20 protein-coding genes are annotated in these 20,034 nt (G+C 52.8%); 13 read left to right on the top strand and 7 right to left on the bottom strand.

Going from position 1 to position 20,034, the window contains the following annotated elements; genetic code table 11:
• Positions 1-3 precede the first annotated feature (3 nt).
• A complete protein-coding gene (locus AB2B48_RS09030; protein ID WP_368301942.1) occupies positions 4-2,133 on the top strand; it encodes a TonB-dependent receptor in 2,130 nt (709 codons plus the stop codon).
• A gap of 73 nt (positions 2,134-2,206) precedes the next feature.
• On the opposite strand, the gene tyrP is transcribed toward AB2B48_RS09030, so the two are convergent.
• Entirely contained in the window at positions 2,207-3,418 is a 1,212-nt protein-coding gene (gene tyrP, locus AB2B48_RS09025; RefSeq protein WP_368301572.1) for a tyrosine transporter TyrP, read from the bottom strand.
• A 195-nt stretch (positions 3,419-3,613) separates the two neighbouring features.
• Here tyrP and AB2B48_RS09020 point away from each other — a divergent pair, with 195 nt between their 5' ends.
• Positions 3,614-3,853, top strand: coding sequence for a YecH family metal-binding protein (locus AB2B48_RS09020; protein ID WP_220439289.1), 240 nt, complete (start codon positions 3,614-3,616; stop codon positions 3,851-3,853).
• Positions 3,854-3,888: 35 nt separating this feature from the next.
• Here AB2B48_RS09020 and ftnA read toward each other — a convergent pair whose 3' ends face one another.
• From ftnA to AB2B48_RS09005, 3 genes are all read right to left on the bottom strand, one after another.
• Positions 3,889-4,386 (bottom strand): non-heme ferritin, encoded by a 498-nt coding sequence (gene ftnA, locus AB2B48_RS09015; protein ID WP_368301571.1) that lies wholly within the window; start codon positions 4,384-4,386, stop codon positions 3,889-3,891.
• A 186-nt stretch (positions 4,387-4,572) separates the two neighbouring features.
• Positions 4,573-4,908 carry a YecR family lipoprotein gene (gene yecR / locus AB2B48_RS09010; RefSeq protein WP_185669419.1) on the bottom strand — a complete coding sequence of 112 codons (336 nt, stop codon included), beginning with the start codon at positions 4,906-4,908 and terminating at the stop codon, positions 4,573-4,575.
• Between the two features lie 84 nt (positions 4,909-4,992).
• Positions 4,993-7,179 carry an HD domain-containing phosphohydrolase gene (locus AB2B48_RS09005; RefSeq protein ID WP_368301570.1) on the bottom strand — a complete coding sequence of 729 codons (2,187 nt, stop codon included), beginning with the start codon at positions 7,177-7,179 and terminating at the stop codon, positions 4,993-4,995.
• Between the two features lie 284 nt (positions 7,180-7,463).
• Between AB2B48_RS09005 and AB2B48_RS09000 the strand changes: the two genes are divergently transcribed.
• On the top strand, positions 7,464-8,102 hold the full coding sequence (locus tag AB2B48_RS09000) for an RpiB/LacA/LacB family sugar-phosphate isomerase (RefSeq protein WP_333497587.1): 639 nt from the start codon (positions 7,464-7,466) through the stop codon (positions 8,100-8,102).
• 62 nt (positions 8,103-8,164) lie between these two features.
• Here AB2B48_RS09000 and AB2B48_RS08995 read toward each other — a convergent pair whose 3' ends face one another.
• A complete protein-coding gene (locus tag AB2B48_RS08995; RefSeq protein WP_185669422.1) occupies positions 8,165-9,589 on the bottom strand; it encodes an MFS transporter in 1,425 nt (474 codons plus the stop codon).
• 208 nt (positions 9,590-9,797) lie between these two features.
• Here AB2B48_RS08995 and azuC point away from each other — a divergent pair, with 208 nt between their 5' ends.
• Together azuC and AB2B48_RS08985 are read left to right on the top strand one after the other, a co-directional pair.
• Positions 9,798-9,887, top strand: a complete 90-nt coding sequence (gene azuC, locus AB2B48_RS08990; RefSeq protein WP_015963980.1) for a stress response protein AzuC — start codon at positions 9,798-9,800, stop codon at positions 9,885-9,887.
• Between the two features lie 80 nt (positions 9,888-9,967).
• Positions 9,968-10,219, top strand: coding sequence for a DUF2766 family protein (locus AB2B48_RS08985; protein ID WP_185669423.1), 252 nt, complete (start codon positions 9,968-9,970; stop codon positions 10,217-10,219).
• Positions 10,220-10,296: 77 nt separating this feature from the next.
• Here the strand turns inward: AB2B48_RS08985 and AB2B48_RS08980 are convergent, their stop codons facing one another.
• Entirely contained in the window at positions 10,297-10,800 is a 504-nt protein-coding gene (locus tag AB2B48_RS08980; protein ID WP_185669424.1) for a non-heme ferritin-like protein, read from the bottom strand.
• Between the two features lie 632 nt (positions 10,801-11,432).
• Here AB2B48_RS08980 and AB2B48_RS08975 point away from each other — a divergent pair.
• The 4 genes from AB2B48_RS08975 (at position 11,433) to araH (ending at position 15,846) form a co-directional block, all read left to right on the top strand.
• Positions 11,433-11,990: a DJ-1/PfpI family protein gene (locus AB2B48_RS08975; RefSeq protein ID WP_368301569.1), complete on the top strand. Its 558-nt coding sequence runs from the start codon at positions 11,433-11,435 to the stop codon at positions 11,988-11,990.
• Positions 11,991-12,292: 302 nt separating this feature from the next.
• Entirely contained in the window at positions 12,293-13,273 is a 981-nt protein-coding gene (locus AB2B48_RS08970; RefSeq protein WP_185669426.1) for an arabinose ABC transporter substrate-binding protein, read from the top strand.
• A gap of 63 nt (positions 13,274-13,336) precedes the next feature.
• Positions 13,337-14,851, top strand: coding sequence for an L-arabinose ABC transporter ATP-binding protein AraG (araG, locus tag AB2B48_RS08965; RefSeq protein WP_368301568.1), 1,515 nt, complete (start codon positions 13,337-13,339; stop codon positions 14,849-14,851).
• Between the two features lie 14 nt (positions 14,852-14,865).
• On the top strand, positions 14,866-15,846 hold the full coding sequence (gene araH / locus AB2B48_RS08960; RefSeq protein WP_368301567.1) for an arabinose ABC transporter permease AraH: 981 nt from the start codon (positions 14,866-14,868) through the stop codon (positions 15,844-15,846).
• Positions 15,847-15,945: 99 nt separating this feature from the next.
• Here araH and uspC read toward each other — a convergent pair whose 3' ends face one another.
• Positions 15,946-16,365, bottom strand: a complete 420-nt coding sequence (gene uspC / locus AB2B48_RS08955) for a universal stress protein UspC (protein ID WP_220439278.1) — start codon at positions 16,363-16,365, stop codon at positions 15,946-15,948.
• A 794-nt stretch (positions 16,366-17,159) separates the two neighbouring features.
• Here uspC and flhD point away from each other — a divergent pair.
• The 4 genes from flhD (at position 17,160) to motB (ending at position 20,031) form a co-directional block, all read left to right on the top strand.
• The gene (gene flhD, locus AB2B48_RS08950; protein ID WP_368301566.1) at positions 17,160-17,510 is read left to right on the top strand and encodes a flagellar transcriptional regulator FlhD; all 351 of its coding nucleotides are present in this window, start codon (positions 17,160-17,162) and stop codon (positions 17,508-17,510) included.
• Entirely contained in the window at positions 17,507-18,091 is a 585-nt protein-coding gene (gene flhC / locus AB2B48_RS08945) for a flagellar transcriptional regulator FlhC (protein ID WP_181814576.1), read from the top strand. The genes flhD and flhC overlap by 4 nt, the downstream gene beginning before the upstream one ends.
• A 123-nt stretch (positions 18,092-18,214) precedes the next feature.
• Positions 18,215-19,108, top strand: a complete 894-nt coding sequence (motA, locus tag AB2B48_RS08940) for a flagellar motor stator protein MotA (protein WP_185667544.1) — start codon at positions 18,215-18,217, stop codon at positions 19,106-19,108.
• On the top strand, positions 19,105-20,031 hold the full coding sequence (motB, locus tag AB2B48_RS08935; RefSeq protein ID WP_333497582.1) for a flagellar motor protein MotB: 927 nt from the start codon (positions 19,105-19,107) through the stop codon (positions 20,029-20,031). Before motA ends, motB begins: the two co-directional genes overlap by 4 nt.
• The last annotated feature ends 3 nt before the right edge of the window (positions 20,032-20,034 follow it).

The raw sequence follows: 20,034 nt of genomic DNA, 5'->3' as shown, positions 1-20,034 counted from the left end.
CAGGTGGTGCTTGCAAACGGTAGTCTCTCTTCTCAGCAGCAAACGAAAAAAGAAGACAATATGGTCGTGACGGCTGCGGCACCGGAGGACACCTCCGATTCCCAGGCGGGGTCCGGCTTTGTCGCAGACGATATTGAGTTAGGGCCGCTGGGGAATAAGCAGTGGATTGATACGCCCTATTCCAGCAATACTATCAGCCAGGCGATGATAAAAAATCAGCAGGCGAAAAGCGTTAACGATTTACTCAAATATGCGCCAAGTACGCAGATGGAAGCGCGCGGTGGGCTGGATGTCGGCCGCCCGCAAAGCCGCGGCATGGAAGGCAGCGTGGTGGCGAACAGCCGTCTTGACGGGCTGAATATTGTCTCCACCACGGCGTTCCCGGTAGAAATGCTGGATCGCCTCGATGTGGTCAATAGCCTGACCGGCGCGCTGTACGGCCCGGCGAGCCCGGCAGGTCAGTTTAACTTTGTGCAGAAACGGCCTACGCCGCAGGCTTACCATAGCGTCACCGCCTCTTATCAAGGGCGCAGCGCCTATTCCGGCCATCTTGATTTAGGCGATACGGTGGGCAGCAATAAGCAGTTTGGCTATCGACTCAATTTACTGGATGAAGACGGCGAAGGCGATGTGGTCGGCAGTACGCTGCGCCGGAAATTGGCCTCTCTGGCGTTGGACTGGGATATCCGTCCGGGCACGCAACTGCAATTGAGCGCCAGCCATTATGAATTTATCCAGAAAGGGTATCCGGGCGGTTTCAGCTACAGCGATGATATTCAGTTACCGAAAGCCCCAGACCCACAAAATAAAAATCTGGCGCTCAATACGGCGGGGGAAGATTTAACCACCGATACTATCAGCACCAAACTGATTAATTATTTCTCCCCGGACTGGTATTTAACCACGGCGGCGGGATATCAACAGGCTGACCGCGCCACGCGCAACGTGACGAATAAAATTGTCGATAATAAAGGCGATATTGATCGTTCAATTAGCGACTCTAGTGCGGCAGGGCGTTTTCGGGTATTAAGTGATTTAATGACCCTGAACGGCCACTTCGACACCGGCAGTTGGGGCCATGATGTGGCGCTGTCGACCACCGGCTATCAGCAAATTAGCTATTCGGCGACGGGTAAAAGCCAGAGCTACGATCTGGGCACCACCAATATGTATGATCCGGACGCGATGGTAGAACCGTCGGACGGTAAAATTCATACCGACGGCGACCGCTACAAATCGGGAACCAGCAGCCAGCAGAGCATCACCGCCGGTGACACCATTGCCTTTAACCCGCAGTGGTCGGCTATGTTCTATCTCAGCCAGAGCTGGATGGAGACGCAAAGCTACGCCAAAACCGGTGAGAAGACCGATCAGGACGATCAGCAGGGCATGAGCCCGGAAGCCGCGCTGATGTATAAAATCGTGCCGTCGGTGATGACCTATATCAGCTACGCCGATTCACTGGAGATGGGCGATACCGCGCCGACCGATGACGGTGTGAAAAACGCCGGTCAGACGCTGGATCCTTACCGCAGCCAGCAGCTTGAGTTTGGCATCAAAGCAACGGAAGACGGGATGAACTACGGCGCGGCGCTGTTCCGCCTGAAGCGTCCGTTCGCCTACGTTGATGATGACGACTATTTCCGCGAAGAAGGCGAGCAGCTCAACAAAGGGCTGGAGCTGACGGCAAACGGCAACGTCTGGTCGACGCTGAATATCTATAGCGGCGTCACCTTGTTGGATCCGCAGCTGAAAGATACCGGTGATGAAACCACCACCGATAAACGCGTCGTTGGCGTACCGAAGGTGCAGGGTAATATTCTGATGGAGTACAGCCTGCCGTCGATTCCGTCCGTGGTGTATGACGCTAACGTCCATTACACCGGCAAGCGCGCGGCAAACGACACCAACACCACCTGGGCGGCCAGTTACACCACGCTGGATCTCGGCCTGCGTTACAACAGGAAGATTGAGAACGTCGGCTCGACCTGGCGCGTTGACGTCACCAACGTCACCGACGAGCACTACTGGGCATCGATTTTCCCAGGCGATATTAACAGCTCCGGCGGCTCAGAAAGCGCCTTCCTCGGCCCGGGGCGCGAAGTGCGGGCATCTGTTACGTTTGATTTCTAATTGTTGAACAGGAAGGGGCGGCCATGATTGGCCGCCCCTTACGCGCGCTCTGCGCCAGTACAATTTATATGGCTTACCCCACCGACGGCAGCACTCCCGTCGCAATCCCCGCCTGAATCAAAATCACCGCAATCCCGCAGGCAAAGACCAGCCACAGCACCGGTTTGCCACCCGCTACGCGATAGCCGCCTTCCGGGTGGTGTTTACGGCTTTGCATCGTCAGCAGTGACGGAATAATCAGCGCCAGTACCGCCAGCGCGACGCCAGCATAGCCAAGCGCCATCACGAATCCGCGTGGGTAAAACAGCGCGAAGGCCAGCGGCGGCAGGAAGGTGATGGCCCCGGTTTGCAGGCGACCGCGTACGCTGTTTTTACGCTGGAACAGATCGGCCAGGTAGTCAAACAGCCCTAACGCCACGCCGAGGAATGAGGTTGCCAGCGCCAGGTCGGCAAACAGGTGAACCGCCAGTTCGACGTGCGGCGAGGCCACCACTTCACGGATTGCCAGCAGCAGGCCGTTCAGCCCGGAGTGTTGTTCCATCAGCGCGCTGAACACCGGCGAGTCGATGCTGCCGAGCGTGGCGAGCTGCCAGAACAGATACGCAACCAGCGGGATAGCGCTGCCGATAACAAACACGCCGCGCAGTTTACGAATATCGCCGTTCATATAGCTGACGATGCTCGGCACGCTGCCGTGAAAACCGAAGGAGGTGAAAATCACCGGGATTGCCGAGAGTGCCAGACCCTGCTCGAGCGGCAGCGTCATCAGGTTGATCTTGTGGATGTGCGGCAGCAGCAAGATCAGCATGACAATCAGAAAGATGATTTTGGCGCTGAACAGGAAGCGGTTAAACAGATCGACCAGCGAAGTGCCAATACAAATCACCAGCCCGCCGACGGCGGTAAACAGCAGCACGCCAAGTGACGGCGGCATATCCATGCTGAACCACTGGCTCAGGCTGGAAGCCAGCAGTTCGCCCGCGCCGCTGATGTAGGCGGCGGTTAACGCATACATCAAGAACATCATGCTAAAACCGGTCGCCCACTGGCCGTAGCGGCCGAGGTAGCGTAGCGCCAGCGTCCCGAGACCGGTGTCGGCAGGTACGTGCTGGTAGACTTCGAGCAGCAGCAGGGCGGTATAGCACATCAGCGCCCATAGGCCCGCTAGCAGCAAGACGGTGACGCCAAAGCCCACGCCCGCCGATGCCAAAGGCATCGCCAACATTCCTGCGCCGATCGTGGTGCCGGCTACGATTAAAATACTCCCCAGGGTACGGTTCTTCACGCTTTCCTCTACTGCAGAACAGATTAACGACCAAAGATGCCGCGCAGAGTATGTGAAACCCGAAGGTTCGTCAAATCTGAATTACAGTGGGTGTACAGTATTGTTTACGATTTAAGGCGGCGTGATAAAAGCTGTGCTAGCGCAAAACATGCAAAGTAAATGCAGTTTATGGTGGCGTTTTTTACAGGAGGAATAATGGAATCCATTCACGGTCATGAAGTTCTGAATATGATGATTGATTCAGGTGAGCAGTACAGTATTGAAAGCCTGGAAGCGGCCATTCACGCACGCTTTGGCGAGCAGGCGCGTTTTCATACCTGTTCCGCGGAAAATATGAGTGCTGGCGAACTGGTCGCGTTTCTGCATAAGAAAGGGAAGTTTATTCCGCAGGAATCTGGCTTTACGACGACGGAAAGTAAAATCTGTCGCCATTAATCGGCAGCGGCGTGAAATACGCCGCTGCACGAACCTTAATTTTGCGTATCGAGCGTGGCCAGCTCTTTATCAATAAAGTACAGGCCTTCACCGCTTTTACCCGCCAGCGTCAGCTTATCGATAACGGATTTAAACAGCTTCTCTTCTTCGTGCTGCTCAGCCACATACCACTGCAGGAAATTAAAGGTCGGATAGTCCTGATTGGCCATCGCGGCGTGAGCCAGTTCATTGATTTTACTGGTGATAAGCTGTTCATGCTCGTAGGTCACACGGAACAGTTCATCCAGAGACGCATATTCGGCAAACGGTGTCTGAATGGTGTTAATACGCGGCAGGCTGCCGGTATCGGTCAGGTAATCAAACAGGCGCTGCATATGGGTCATCTCTTCCTGTGCATGGCGGCGTAAAAAGGCTGCAGCCCCTTCAAAACTATTGAAGCTACACCAGGCGCTCATCTGCTGATACAGCAGAGAAGAATAGAGTTCGAGATTCATCTGTTCATTTAATTTCTCGATCATTGCCGCTTTAAGCATGTTTTCGCTCCTGGAAAAATACGTTACGAGTTAATTACAGCGGCACTATAAATTGTTATTAATTTATTTGCAAAAGGTAAATATAAAAACATTTATTTAATAATGCGAATGGGAATAAAACGCATTGGCATAAATATAACGGTTTATTTTATTGTGATATTAACGCCGGAATACACCGGCGCGCGTTTAATAATAGGCGGCGGAGGTGGGAACGTTGGCAATACCGCGGCACTGATACTGCAAGGTGATGTGCTCGTTCAGACACAGCGAACCGCTGGTGGTTGTACAGGTGGTGATAGGCTGGCCGTAGGAAAAGGCGGTGGCGTATCCTATCTGCTGGCAGGCCTTATTGGCCTCGGACTGGGCGAGATAGTTATCGGTTTTTGCATTCTGCAACATCGCCTGCCCATAGGTCAGACGGACGATGCCACTGTTGGCATCAACCTGGCTTACGCTCGCCGCACGGGGTACGGTACAGGCCGTCAGAGCCAGGAGGGCGGGAATAAGAATGAGGCTTTTCATCAATTCGCTCTGCGCAATAATCGTGATCTCATTGTAACCGTCGCCCCTTAGCGCAATCCTTTGAATAGCCGCTATAACCTGGGGCTAATCCTCTTGTGACTCATAAATCGCCTTAAACTGCGGGTGCAGCTCGCAGAACAGAGACACCAGCGTTGGGTCAAAATGGCTGCCGGCGCTGCTGACGATAATTTCGTAGGCGCTTTCATGAGAAAAACTCGGCTTATAAACACGCTTTTGCCGCAGGGCATCGTAGACATCGGCCAGTGCCAGAATACGAGCTTCCAGCGGGATCTCCTCTCCGGCTAAACCTTCGGGATAGCCGGTGCCGTCCCATTTTTCGTGGTGATAGTGAATCAGGTTTTCTGCCACCGATCCCAGCACTAGTCCCTGGACGATACGCCAGCCTTTAATTGCATGCTGTTGGATCTGTTTAAACTCATCGTCGGTCAATTTGCCTTTTTTTCGCAGAATATGTTCAGGCACGGCAATTTTGCCAATATCGTGCAGGGAAGCGAAGGTCTCTATCTCGCGGATATGCTTCGGCGGTAGCTTTAGCGCGCCTGCCAGCAGGCTGCAATAGGCTGCTACCCGGCGGATATGGCACCCGGTCTCATCATCATGGACATGGTTAATTTTCTCCATCGCCTCAACAATGCTGCGGTTAATGGCCCGGTTCTTATTCATATGCCGCCACATCATCAGCATCAGGCTAAGAATAAAGAACAGCAGGGCCAGCAGCCCAGCGCTGATAATCTGCAATGCGTTTTTGCTCAGGGAGGTGGATGCTGCGACGTTGGTCGGCGGCGTGAGTTGGTGGCGATAGCTGGAGATAAGATGCACCTGAGTGAGCAGCGCGTACAACGGGTGAGCAAGATTGACCCAGGTACCAATCTGGTAGCTGGAGTGGGTAAGCCCGGCAACCTTCAGCGCGCCACGAAACAGATCGCTACCGCGCAGCGCCTGCTCCAGCGAACTGAGGTCGCCAAGGATAAAGTCGATATGGTTGCTATCAATCGCATCGAGCAGTTCATCGATCGACGCTCGGGCAATCAGAGTGACATCGGTGCCGAACCGTTGACGCAGATAGTAGGCGGCAAACGAGCCGCGAATCACCCCCACGCGCTGATGGCGAACCTGCTCTTCATCGAGAATAAAGGGAGCACCAGCCTTGTTGTAATAGGCGTTGTACCAGTTCACCAGCGGGCCGACTAACCCCTCCATTTGCGCGCCGTCGCGCACATCAATAATATCGGCAAGGTGGATAGGCCAGTCTTCATTTTTCATCCTTATCATGTAGTTATCAACAAATTGTACGTCGACGTTGATGTTCAGCAGGTCGCGTAAATCGTTCACCATACTGATCGCACTGCCGTGATAGCCCTGGTTGTCTTTCCAGATGATGGGCGCGAAGTTTTCATTCTTTGGCAGCCACAGGGTGAGCCGGTTTTCCTGTAGCCAGGTGTGCTCTTCAGGCGTGATGGTGAGGAAATGACGGAAGTACTCGAGCTGGCTTTGTTCCTCCAGCGCCTGCAGTTTTCCGCTTTGCAGCCATTCGTTGATCAACTGGTTGATGTTGTCGCGCAGCGAAATCAGCTCCGGGCTGATGCCAAATGAGGCGGTAATACGCAGCGAGTCAAACGGGCGGGAGAGGGTGTAGTAAAATTGCGGGCTACCGATTTCCCTGTCTTCATTAATATAGAAATCCGCACCGCCGCTGCGCAGGATCTGCAGCGCCTCTTTACTGCTGTCGACTTCAATAATCTGCTGGAACTGCAATGCCGGATAGGTTTCTCTCACCAGCGCCTGCGTAGGGTCGCTACGGCGAAAAATGGCCCGTGTATTATTGATGTCAGTGATGGATTTGGCCTGGCGAGTGATGCTGGCGGCAACGATCGAATTTTCAAGCAGACGGGTCGATAGAATGGTGTTTTTCAGATGGTCTTTGGTTTGCAACACGCTGGCGTAGAGGCCATAGTCATGGTGGTTAAAGCGTTGCTCAAAGGTGGTGCCATCGATAGGGCGCAGCGTCAGGTTATAGCCGTAGCGCGCATTAATGGCGTGCAACAGTTCCGGGTAGAAGCCCTGATATTGCCCCCGCGCGTCGCGCCAGAACTCGAAACTATCGGCATCGAGTATCCATACGGGGATAGGGGCCGCCGCCCGGGTCTTTTGCGGCGGAGCCGCATGGGCGCGGGGCAGGCAAATTAGCAGCAGGGTCAGTAGAACAAGGAGACCCAGCGCGTGTCGAAGTCCTCGGCAGTCCTGTGTCACAAATCAGTTCCTTTGTAGTGACGATTTCATCCATTGAAACGCTGACAAACAGCAGGGGCTTTCTGCCCATTGACCCAGTGTAGTCGACCATTCAGCCAGGTGATAGTAAATAAGTAATGGTTTATGTAAGGTTTTATCTGCGGCACCTGGACAAAAATGTGACCTCATCGGTAAAAATCAAAACAACTTTTCATAAAATTTGAAAGTGTGTTTGCCTGGTAGTAAGGTGAATAGACTAATCGAACGACTGCGGGTAAGCCGCTTAGCTTTCAGGAGAGGAAAGAATGAAAATTGCACTGATGATGGAAAATAGCCAGGCCAGCAAAAACGCGACTATTCATCATGAGTTAAAAGCCGTTGCCGATGAAAAAGGCTTCCCGGTCTATAACGTGGGTATGAGCGATGAGAACGATCATCACCTGACCTATATCCACCTGGGTATTATGGCCAGCATCCTGCTGAACTCCAAAGCGGTAGATTTCGTGGTGACTGGCTGCGGTACCGGCCAGGGCGCGATGATGTCTCTGAACATTCACCCAGGCGTGGTCTGCGGCTACTGCCTGGATCCAGCAGACGCCTTCCTGTTTGCTCAGATCAACAACGGTAACGCGCTGTCTCTGGCTTTCGCTAAAGGCTACGGCTGGGGCGCAGAGCTGAACGTTCGCTACATGTTCGAAAAAGCGTTCACTGGCCGTAACGGCGAAGGCTACCCACCAGAGCGTAAAGAACCACAGGTGCGTAACGCCGGCATCCTGAACCAGGTTAAAGCTGCGGTAGTGAAAGAAAACTATCTGGATACCCTGCGCGCTATCGACCCTGCACTGGTGAAAACCGCCGTTTCCGGTCAGCGTTTCCAGGAATGCTTCTTTGAAAACTGCCAGAACAAAGAGATTGAAGCCTTTGTTCGCGAGCTGCTGGCATAAGCCTGACGCTCAGCGGTTAAATAAAAACCCACGCCATGGCGTGGGTTTTTTGTTTGTGTCGCTTATTGCTTCACTTTCTTCGACACCGCGCTGCCCGCATCCCGCGTTAAGTGCAGCGTATCAATCATCCCCACCAGGCAGATAAGCGCGATAAAGATGAACGCCAGGCGGAAGCTGATGCCCGGCACGTCGCTAAGGCTGAGCACGGCGCTAATCTTCTCTCCTAAGCGAATGCCGATGGCCCCAAGCGTGATGCCAAGGCCGATAGCCAACTGGCTAGCCGTACTGAACAGCGTATTGGCGTAGCTCATCTGGGCGGACGGCACATCGGCAAAGGCCAGGGTGCTGACGCCAGTGAACTGAATCGAACGGAAGACGCCGCCGAGATACAGCACCAGCATAATGACCCATACCGGCGTTTGCGGGGTTAAGAAGGCGCAGGCGACCAGCGCAATCACGTTCAGCGCGCCGTTCAGCAGCAGCAGGCGACGGAAGCCTAGCTTGCGGATAAGCGGCGTGGTGGCTGGCTTAATTGTCAGGTTACCGACGAACACCGCCAGCACCAACAGACCAGAGTGGAACGGGTCCATACCGAAACCGACCTGGAACAGCAGCGGCAGCAGGAACGGCACGGCGCTGATGGAGGCGCGGAACAGCGAGCCGCCGTACATGGTCACCCGGAACGTGGGCACCTGCAGCGCATCCATGCGGATCATCGGTGACGGGCTGCGGCGGAAATGGCGCAGGGCGTAATAGAAGGTCGCGGCGCCAATAACCAGCAGCGCGACGATTAATCCGCCCTGCATTTTTTCCGCTCCCAGCAGCTCCATGGCATACACCAGGCTCACCATCGAGACTGAGGTCGCCACAAAGCCCGGTAGGTCGAAAGGCCGACGCTCATCGTCGCGAATGTTCGGGATAATACGCAGCGCCAGCAGAATCGCGATGATGCCGAGCGGCACGTTAATAAAGAAGATCCAGCGCCAGTCGGCGACCTTGGTGATAAACCCGCCCAGCGGTGGCCCGATGATCGGCGCAATGAGCGCGGGCCAGGTCAGGGTGGCGATGGCGGTAATCAGCAGATGCTTAGGCGTGGTGCGCAGGACGGCAAGTCGCCCAACCGGCACCATTAGCGCGCCGCCGACGCCTTGTAAAATGCGCATCGCCACGAAACTGTGGGCGCTGGTCGCCAGGCCGCAGAAGACGGAGGAGACGGTGAAGATCGCCAGCGCCAGACTGAAGATCGTCCTGGCACCGAAGCGATCGGCAATCCAGCCGCTGGCGGGGATAAGCACGGCGAGGGTGATCAGGTAGGCGCTGATGCCGATGTTCAGGTCAACGGCTTCTACGCCAAAAGTTTTCGCCATATCAGGAAGGGCGGTGGCAATCACCGTGCCATCCAGGAACTCCATAAAGAATGCACCGGCCACAAGCAGCGCAGCAGGGGATACCCCGCGGCTCGCCTGGGCCTGGAGAGGCTCACTCATTGTTGTTTTACCCTATCAAAATAATTTTTAAAATTTATAGCTTTTGTAGATTTGGTAAGTGGTAGATTTCTATAACAAATTTTTTATAAATTTAACGCAATCGATAAAAATAGCGTGATTCAACTCTCAAAATGGTTGATTTTTGTGATGGCGGTCATATTATGTGCGTAAAGACAATAACACCTGCATAACAAACCGGAGCATCAACATGAAACAGCGCATGCGTAAAATCCTCAAAAGCATGTTTGAGAACTACTGCAAAACTTTCAAAGACGTACCGCCAGGCGCTATGTTCTGATAAAAAAACCTGCCACGGCAGGTTTTTTTATCTTCTGCGAAAGTAGGTTACTATTACGCTCCGCAAAATAGGAGCAAAAAATGTCTCAGAACCTGACCCCGAACGATGAACTGGTATCCGATGTCGTGGCCTGCCAGCTCGTTATCAAACAGATCCTCGACGTTATTGACGTTATCGCCCCGGTTGAAGTCCGTGAAAAAATGGCGAGCCAGCTGAAAACCATCGATTTTACCACCCATCCGGCAGGGGCCGACCCGGTGACGATGCGTGCGATTCAGAAAGCGATTGCGCTGATTGAGCTGAAGTTTACGCCGCAGGACGCAACGCACTAATACGCGGTGAGGTATCAGGGCAGAGCGCCCTGAATACGCCTGAAATAAGGGCGGCGATCCCGCCCTTATGAATTCAATTAATGGTGCTGTTGAGAAACAATATTCAGCAGATGCTGATCGGTTTGCTGAATACACAGGCCCGCTTTACGCGCGCTGCGAACTTCATCCAGAATTGTCTTCAGCAAGATACCATCCTGTTCCTGTTCTTCTTCCAGTGCGTTCAGGAAACTCAGGGTGCTATCGTCATGAAGCACTTTCGCTTGTTCAGTTAATTCTGACAACGTAGACGCACGCTGGTGGTGGTCTTCGAGAGTTTTAAGGAAAAGATCTTCGAGGGTGGCACATTTATCTTCGCAAGTTTCAAAAGCCTTAACCACCGGATAAGCGCCAGATTTCTTCATATAATCGAACACCCGCATCATCTGCGTTACGCTGGACTGTGCCCGTGAACGTAGAAACGTCGCGGTTCCATTCAGCCGATGTTCTGAGCACCACTCGCTCAAACGCAAATAATGATTAGATGCAGAAAATTCAAGATTCATCTGTGCATTAAGCTTTTGAACCATTCCTGGAACTGCCATACAAATATCCTTATTACTGGTAGGAACGACACGCGTGACATCGCATAGTGCGTAATAGCTGCCAACCATGCGCTATTTCCGCGTTTGAGTGTGACTACATATTACCTGTAGTCCTTGCGTCCGACCGGGGGATATAATATCGCCCGGTCGAATAAAAGAATACTCTTAGTATGGATATAAGAAAAGTCTCACGAACTGCTTTTTACGTTTCGTTACAACCTATATTGTGAATAACTAACAAGGAAAGAAGACATTCTCGTAACGCTATGATTAATAGTGGATATAACGAATATGTATATTCTCTGTAAGGCTTTGTTAACATAAGAGATTGCTATTGCAACGTATGCACTTAAAAGTGTGATCGTGATCTTGTTTTTATTGCTGCATTCGGTAATAACGAATGAAATACGTATTATTTACTATGAATGGCATTTTACGAATAATAAATGCTAACTAAATCGCGTATTTTCAGATGGCTGTATTAAATATCAGAATGATGTTCAATTTGTTTTAGATCATTTTTGGTATTAGCAGGCTAGAGGATTATGTTCTCGGTAATAAAAACTACGTAAAGTCCTTCCCGTTTCGTCGCTTCAGGGAAGACTCGTTGATTTCAAATGACAGGAGTTAAAATGAAACAGGTTGCTGTACTGCTGGCCCCAGGCTTTGAAGAAGGGGAAGCGATTGTCACTATCGATATTCTGCGCCGTTTGCACATCGGCGTTGAACTGGTATCGTGCGCCGAATCTCGCGCGGTAGTGAGCTATCACGATATTCCGATGGTCGCTGATGCGACGCTGGCAGAACGTCTCGATACGCTGTATGACGCGGTGGTTCTGCCGGGCGGCCCACAGGGAAGCGTGAATCTGGCGGCGAATAAAGACGTGGTTAAATTTGTCGCCGCTCACGATGCGACCGGCAAACTGATCTGCCCAATCTGCTCAGCGGCAGCACGTGTATTAGCAGGTAACGATCTGCTGAAGGGGCGTCGTTACGTCTGCTCCGGTGATTTATGGCAGGACGTCAAAAACGGCGAATACGTTGATGCGCCGGTTGTGGAAGATGGCAACCTGATCAGCGGCAAAGGCTTCGGTCACGTCTTTGATTTCGCCTTTACCGTTTCGGCCCGCCTGCTGGGTGATGAAGCGCCGGTGCGCGATCACGCCGAGCATATCTATTACCGTTGGTAATACTGCGCGAATTCCGCCTAAAGGGATATTCCCGCTGCTGATATAGAGATATCTGCTATTCCCCCGCGTGAATTGTCTGACAATTCACGCGTCTTATATGTACTTATTTGCTGAATATATGCATCACTTTACTGTAATTCTGCCGTGTGATGCCGCTCTCTTCTGCAAAGCCAATTCCTGGCTATTAATGTTTCAACAACGTTAACGCTGTTAATAAAACAGCTAATACATTGTTTTATGTCTAATTTAAATCACCTATTTGATTTTCCCTACATAAAAGAACATTAAGGCTGGAGTTAACCATGCACAAATTTACCAAAGCGCTGGCGGCCATTGGTCTGGCAGCGGTTATGTCACAATCGGCTATGGCCGAAAATCTCAAGCTCGGTTTTTTAGTGAAGCAACCGGAGGAACCCTGGTTCCAGACGGAATGGAAGTTTGCCGATAAGGCCGGTAAAGACCTCGGCTTTGACGTGATTAAAATTGCCGTGCCGGACGGAGAGAAAACGCTGAATGCGATCGACAGCCTGGCGGCCAGCGGGGCGAAAGGCTTCGTTATCTGTACGCCGGACCCAAAATTGGGGCCAGCCATCGTAGCGAAGGCGCGCGGTTATGACATGAAGGTGATTACCGTCGATGACCAGTTCGTCAATGCCAAAGGCAAACCGATGGAAGATGTGCCGCTGGTGATGATGGCCGCCAGTGAAATCGGCGCGCGTCAGGGGCAGGAACTCTATAAAGAGATGCAAAAGCGCGGCTGGGATGTCAAAACCACCGGCGTGATGGCGATTACCGCCAACGAACTGGATACGGCGCGTCGTCGTACCACCGGCTCAATGGATGCCCTGAAAGCCGCGGGCTTCCCGGAAAAACAGATCTATCAGGTCCCAACCAAATCTAACGATATCCCTGGCGCTTTCGATGCTGGTAACTCCCTGCTGGTACAGCATCCGGAAGTGAAACAGTGGCTGATTATCGGGATGAACGACAACACCGTGCTGGGCGGCGTCCGCGCGACGGAAGGCCAGGGCTTTAAAGCGGCGAACGTCATTGGTATCGGTATTAACGGCGTCGATGCGGTGAACGAACTGTCAAAAGCGCAGGCGACCGGCTTCTTTGGCTCACTGCTGCCAAGCCCGGATATCCACGGCTATAAGACCAGTGAACTGCTCTACAACTGGGTACAGAAAGGCGCGGAACCACCGAAATTTACCGCGGTGACCGACGTGGTGCTGATTACTCGCGATAACTTCAAAGAAGAGTTGGCGAAAAAAGGCCTCTGAGTCCTGATAGCGCTCCCTTCGCAACGGCGGAGGGAGACGAGTTGTGTCATTGTGGAGGTTGCGATGCAACAGTCGACCCCTTATCTCTCTTTCCGCGGTATCAGTAAAACCTTCCCCGGCGTTAAGGCGCTGTCCGACATTAGCTTCGATTGCTATAGCGGCCAGGTGCATGCGTTGATGGGGGAGAACGGTGCCGGAAAATCGACGCTGCTGAAAATTCTCAGCGGCAACTACGCGCCGACCTCCGGGTCTTTGCTGCTGCGCGGAGAAGAGATTTCTTTTGCCGATACCACTGCGGCGCTGAACGCAGGTATCGCCATTATTTACCAGGAACTGCATCTCGTCCCGGAAATGACCGTGGCGGAAAATATCTACCTTGGGCAATTGCCGAGCCGAGGCGGCTTCGTTAATCGCTCACTCTTAAACTATGAAGCGCGTCTGCAGCTGGAGCATCTGGGGCTGGATATTGACCCTGATACCCCGTTGAAATATCTCTCCATCGGCCAGTGGCAGATGGTGGAGATTGCCAAGGCGCTGGCGCGTAACGCCAAGGTTATCGCCTTTGATGAACCCACCAGTTCGCTCTCGGCGCGTGAGATCGACAACCTGTTTCGGGTGATCCGCGAGCTGCGCAAAGAGGGGCGGGTGATCGTCTATGTCTCCCACCGTATGGAGGAGATCTTTGCGCTTAGCGATGCGATAACCGTGTTTAAAGATGGCCGTTATGTTTGCACCTTTGATGATATGCAGACGGTAAGCCACGACCGATTGGTGCAGGCGATGGTCGGGCGCGAAATCGGCGATATCTACGGCTGGCAGCCGCGTGAATATGGCGAAGTGCGTCTGCGTCTCGAGCAGGTTAAAGCGCCGGGCGTGCGTACGCCAATATCGCTGGCGGTACGCAGCGGTGAAATCGTCGGTCTGTTCGGTCTGGTGGGGGCTGGGCGAAGTGAACTGATGAAGGGGATCTTCGGCGGCACCCGCTTGAGCGGCGGGCAGATTTACATTGATGGTCAACCGGTGACGATTGATAAGCCCGCGCAGGCGATTCGCGCCGGGATGATGCTGTGCCCGGAAGACCGTAAAGCCGAAGGGATTATTCCCGTTCATTCGGTGCGCGATAACATCAACATCAGCGCCCGGCGTAAACACATCCACGCTGGCTGCGTTATCAACAATGGCTGGGAAGCGACCAACGCCGATCACCATATTCAATCGCTCAATATCAAAACGCCCGGTGCCCAGCAGCTGATTATGAACCTCTCCGGAGGCAATCAGCAGAAGGCGATCCTGGGTCGTTGGTTATCCGAGGATATGAAGGTCATTCTGCTCGATGAGCCGACGCGCGGTATCGACGTAGGGGCCAAGCATGAAATTTATAACGTGATTTACGCGCTGGCAGCCTCCGGCGTGGCGGTGCTCTTTGCCTCCAGCGACCTGCCGGAAGTATTGGGCGTGGCCGACCGCATCCTGGTGATGCGGGAAGGGGAAATATCCGGGGAGCTGCTGCACGACAGCGCTAATGAACAACAGGCGTTAAGCCTGGCGATGCCTAAAGTCGGTCAGGCGCTTGCCTGAGGAAGGAGGTTACGATGTCATCTGTTACTACACCGGGCGCGCGCCGCACGTCGCTGAGCTTTGGCCGTATCTGGGATCAGTACGGCATGCTGGTGGTCTTTGCCGTGCTGTTTATCTGCTGCGCTATTTTTGTGCCTAACTTTGCCTCCTTCATCAACATGAAGGGGCTGGGGCTGGCGATTTCGATGTCGGGTATGGTGGCCTGCGGGATGCTGTTCTGCCTGGCCTCTGGCGATTTTGACCTGTCGGTTGCCTCGGTTATTGCCTGCGCGGGGGTAACCACGGCGGTGGTGATTAATCTCAGCGAAAGCCTGTGGATTGGCGTTTTTGCCGGTCTGTTGCTGGGGGCGCTTAGCGGTCTGGTCAACGGTTTTGTGATTGCAAAGCTGAAAATCAACGCGCTGATTACCACTCTTGCCACTATGCAGATAGTGCGTGGCCTGGCCTACATTATCTCAGACGGTAAAGCGGTCGGAATTGAAGACGAACGTTTCTTTGCCCTTGGCTATGCCAATTGGCTAGGTCTGCCTGCACCCATCTGGTTAACCGTCGGCTGCCTGATTATCTTTGGCCTGCTGCTCAACAAAACCACCTTTGGTCGTAACACGCTGGCGATTGGCGGCAACGAAGAGGCGGCGCGTCTGGCCGGGGTTCCGGTGGTGCGCACCAAAATCATTATCTTTGTGCTCTCCGGCCTGGTGTCGGCGGCGGCGGGGATTATTCTGGCATCGCGCATGACCAGCGGCCAGCCGATGACCTCAATCGGCTATGAGCTGATCGTTATCTCGGCGTGCGTACTTGGCGGGGTGTCGCTGAAAGGGGGGATTGGTAAGATCTCGTACGTGGTCGCCGGGATCCTGATTCTGGGGACGGTGGAGAACGCCATGAACCTGCTGAACATTTCGCCGTTCTCGCAGTATGTGGTGCGCGGGTTGATTCTACTGGCGGCGGTAATTTTTGACCGCTACAAACAGAAGGCGAAGCGTACCGTCTGATCGTTTGGTGTTTGTCCCGGCGTCGCTGCGCTCGACCGGGCTACAGGTAAGTGTTTTTGTAGCCCGGCCGAGCGCAGCGACGCCGGGTTTTGCATATTGTTACAGTGTCACTAACAGCACATCCACGCCGCTATTTCCCGCAATGGCTTTCGCCGAGCAGGTCGCACGCGAAAAGAAGCTTTGGTTATGATTACCGCAAATAACCAGGTCTACCTGATGGTTCTTGCAGAACGCTTTGACATGGTCGCACAGTTCACCGGAAGCGATATGTGTTTTCCAGATGGGGTAGTCCGCTGCATCAGTGAGACTTTGCAGAAACGTTCGCGTCTCCTCCTGCATTAGCTCGCGTAAATTCTCCATCATCGGCGCAGCCAACTGGTTATACATTTCCGGGTCGGTAGACAGCGTCATCAGGCTAATCCGCGCGTTAGCGGGCCTGGCGATGGCGACGGCTTTCCTTAGCAGCTCATGACTCTCTGGGGTAGGCGCAACGGCCACCAAAAGATGTGAGTACGACATCAGACCTCCTTGCTCGAAGAATACGCACGCTTAACCTTCCATCTCTTACTCTTTTTACCGCACCGCTGCAAGCGGAAGACGGAATATTGCTGTTTATAACTCAACCTAATACATAAGCAAGTTTTATGCGAATTATTGGTGGAATTATGCGCAGATTGCATAAGCCACGCTGAATATATTATGTAACCGATAGCGATCCTAAATATTTAATTTTTGCTGAAATAATGTTAATGAAAAGTAAATAACAAGCGAATGAATTTGCTGCGAATGAATCATTGTTTCAATTTGTTGAATTTAAAATGAATTTTATTTATTAAATGAAAGTATGATCTGTGATAATTTTTTCGCATCTGGCTCACGTAAAGTCCTTCCCCCTGGCTGGATGTTAAATTGTTTTGGTGAATGAATATCCGTTAGGCTGGAATAAAATAGCGAATTTTTTGCTTAAATAATATGCAAAGCACAATTGTGACTGATGGATTACTCCTAAAAATGGGGTTTGATTTTGTGAGCTCGATCACATAAATTTCAAATTAACAGTGAAGTAACATTGTATGTGTCACATCTGGCGAGTAAAGTTGCGTCGAATTAGGAAAAATCTTAGTAAATTGTAAGAAATGTTTAGAATTGGCGGTCATAGAGGTTACTGCCCAGACCGACAATCCTGCAGAAAGATTCGCCTAATCGGCTATGCATTTCGACCGATTCATTTTTATCGGGCCTTGCCCGACGACATCACGGGGTATGCGGTTTGACCGCATAAAAGTACTAATTGGTTATTCGGGATGGGGAAAATGCATACATCCGAGTTGCTAAAGCACATCTATGACATCAATTTGTCTTACTTGCTTCTTGCACAGCGTTTGATTGGTCAGGATAAGGCTTCTGCTATGTTCCGTCTTGGTATCAACGAGGCCATGGCGAAAGTTCTGGGTGAACTGACTCTGCCGCAGATGGTGAAAATTGCGGAGACCAATCAGTTAGTTTGCCAGTTCCGTTTTGATGATGCTCAAACCATCACCCGCCTGACGCAAGAATCGCGCGTTGACGACCTGCAGCAGATCCATACCGGCATTCTGCTCTCCACCAGACTGCTGAATGAAGCCAGCCACTCAGGCGAACCTGCACGTAAGAAAAGGGCCTGAAGATGAGCGAAAAAAGCATTGTTCAGGAAGCCCGCGATATCCAACTCGCCATGGAGTTGATAACGCTGGGCGCGCGTTTGCAGATGCTGGAAAGTGAAACCCAGCTCAGCCGTGGTCGTCTGATTAAACTGTACAAAGAACTGCGCGGCAGCCCGCCTCCAAAAGGAATGCTGCCGTTTTCCACAGACTGGTTTATGACATGGGAACAGAATATTCACTCTTCCATGTTCTGCAATGCCTGGCAGTTTTTACTCAAAAGCGGACAGTGCTCCGGCGTGGATGCCGTGATCAAAGCCTACCGCTTGTACCTCGAACAATGCCCACAGCAGGATAATGGCCCGCTTCTGGCGCTGACCCGCGCGTGGACGTTAGTGCGTTTTGTTGAAAGCGGAATGCTTGAACTCTCCAGCTGTCACTCCTGCGGCGGCAATTTTATTACCCATGCGCACCAGCCAGCGGGCAGCTTTGTTTGCAGCCTTTGCCAGCCACCATCTCGCGCAGTAAAAAGACGTAAACTTTCTGACAATCTTGCCGATAGTAATCCACAACTGCTGGATGAACAGATAGAGCAAGCTGTTTAACCTCACACGGTGTAGAAAACATACTCCAGCAGCGGTCCTAAGGGCCGCTGCTTTTTTTTACCCATCGGTGAGTGAAATTGCTCGTCTGTCTCCACTCATGGTCAACGGTGGAAGGATGATAACGTGCTTATCTTAATAGGTTACCTGGTTGTTTTGGGGACAGTTTTCGGCGGCTACATGATGACCGGCGGACACCTTGGGGCACTGTATCAACCGGCTGAGCTGATAATTATCGGCGGGGCGGGGGTCGGCGCGTTTATTGTCGGCAACAACGGTAAGGCCATCAAAGGCACGCTTAAGGCGTTGCCGCTGCTGTTTCGTCGCTCGAAATACACCAAAACGATGTATATGGACCTTCTGGCGCTGCTCTACCGGCTGATGGCGAAGTCGCGTCAGCAGGGGATGTTCTCCCTGGAACGCGATATTGAAAACCCAAAAGAGAGCGAAATTTTTGCCAGCTATCCGCGCATTCTGGCCGATAAGGTGATGCTGGAATTTATCGTCGATTATCTGCGTCTGATCATCAGCGGCAATATGAACACCTTCGAAATTGAAGCGCTCATGGACGAAGAGATTGAAACCCATGAAAGCGAATGTGAAGTCCCGGCGAATAGCCTGGCGCTGGTGGGCGACTCGCTGCCCGCGTTCGGTATCGTGGCGGCGGTTATGGGGGTGGTTCACGCATTAGGCTCAGCGGACCGCCCGGCGGCGGAGTTGGGTGCGCTGATTGCCCATGCGATGGTCGGTACTTTCCTCGGGATTCTGCTGGCTTACGGCTTTGTTTCGCCGCTGGCCAGCGTGCTGCGCCAAAAGAGCGCAGAAACGACTAAAATGATGCAGTGCGTCAAAATCACGCTACTGTCGAACCTCAATGGCTATGCGCCGCCGATTGCCGTCGAATTTGGCCGCAAAACCCTTTACACCAGCGAACGTCCATCGTTCATCGAACTGGAAGAACACGTCCGTGCGGTGCGTAACCCGGCAGGCCAGCAGCAGACCACCACCGAGGACGCATGAAAAACCAATCGCATCCTATTGTCGTCGTAAAGCGGCGCAAGCATAAGTCGCACGGCAGCGCCCACGGTTCATGGAAAATTGCCTATGCGGATTTTATGACCGCCATGATGGCCTTCTTTCTGGTGATGTGGCTTATCTCCATTTCCAGCCCGAAAGAGCTTATCCAGATTGCCGAGTATTTTCGTACCCCGCTGGCGACGGCAATTAGCGGCGGGCAGCGTATGGCGAACAGCGATAGCCCGATCCCCGGCGGCGGTGATGATGTCACCCAGCAGCAGGGTGAAGTACACAAACAGCCCACGATTGACGATCTGAAAAAACGGATGGAGACCAACCGCCTCAAGCGGATTCGCGGCGAGCTGGACCAGTTGATTGAGGCCGATCCGAAACTGCGCGCGCTGCGTCCGCATCTGAAAATCGATCTGGTGCAGGAAGGGCTGCGTATTCAGATTATCGACAGCCAGAACCGCCCGATGTTTAAAACCGGCAGTGCTGAAGTGGAGCCATACATGCGCGATATTCTGCGCGCTATCGCTCCGGTGCTGAATGAAATTCCTAACAAAGTCAGCCTCTCCGGCCATACGGATGATTATCCGTATGCCTCCGGTGAACGGGGCTACAGCAACTGGGAGCTGTCGGCGGACCGCGCCAACGCCTCGCGTCGCGAGTTAGTCGCTGGCGGGCTGGACGACGGCAAAGTATTGCGCGTTATCGGGATGTCAAACTCGATGCGCTTGTCAGAGCACGGCGGCAACGATGCGATCAACCGTCGCATCAGCCTGCTGGTGCTGAATAACCAGGCTGAGCAGGCCATTCTCCATGAGAATGCCGAGAGCCAGAATGAACCTTTAAGCGTATTACAGTCGCCGAATACCGCTTCAGACGCGGCAGGTACTACGCCGCCCCAACCCGACTCGAGGTGATAG

Source organism: Kluyvera sichuanensis (genome assembly GCF_040930405.1).
Taxonomy (GTDB): Bacteria; Pseudomonadota; Gammaproteobacteria; order Enterobacterales; family Enterobacteriaceae; genus Kluyvera; species Kluyvera sichuanensis.
The sequence above is the reverse complement of the archived record's forward strand: the minus strand, read 5'-3'. Positions and strand labels throughout refer to the sequence as shown.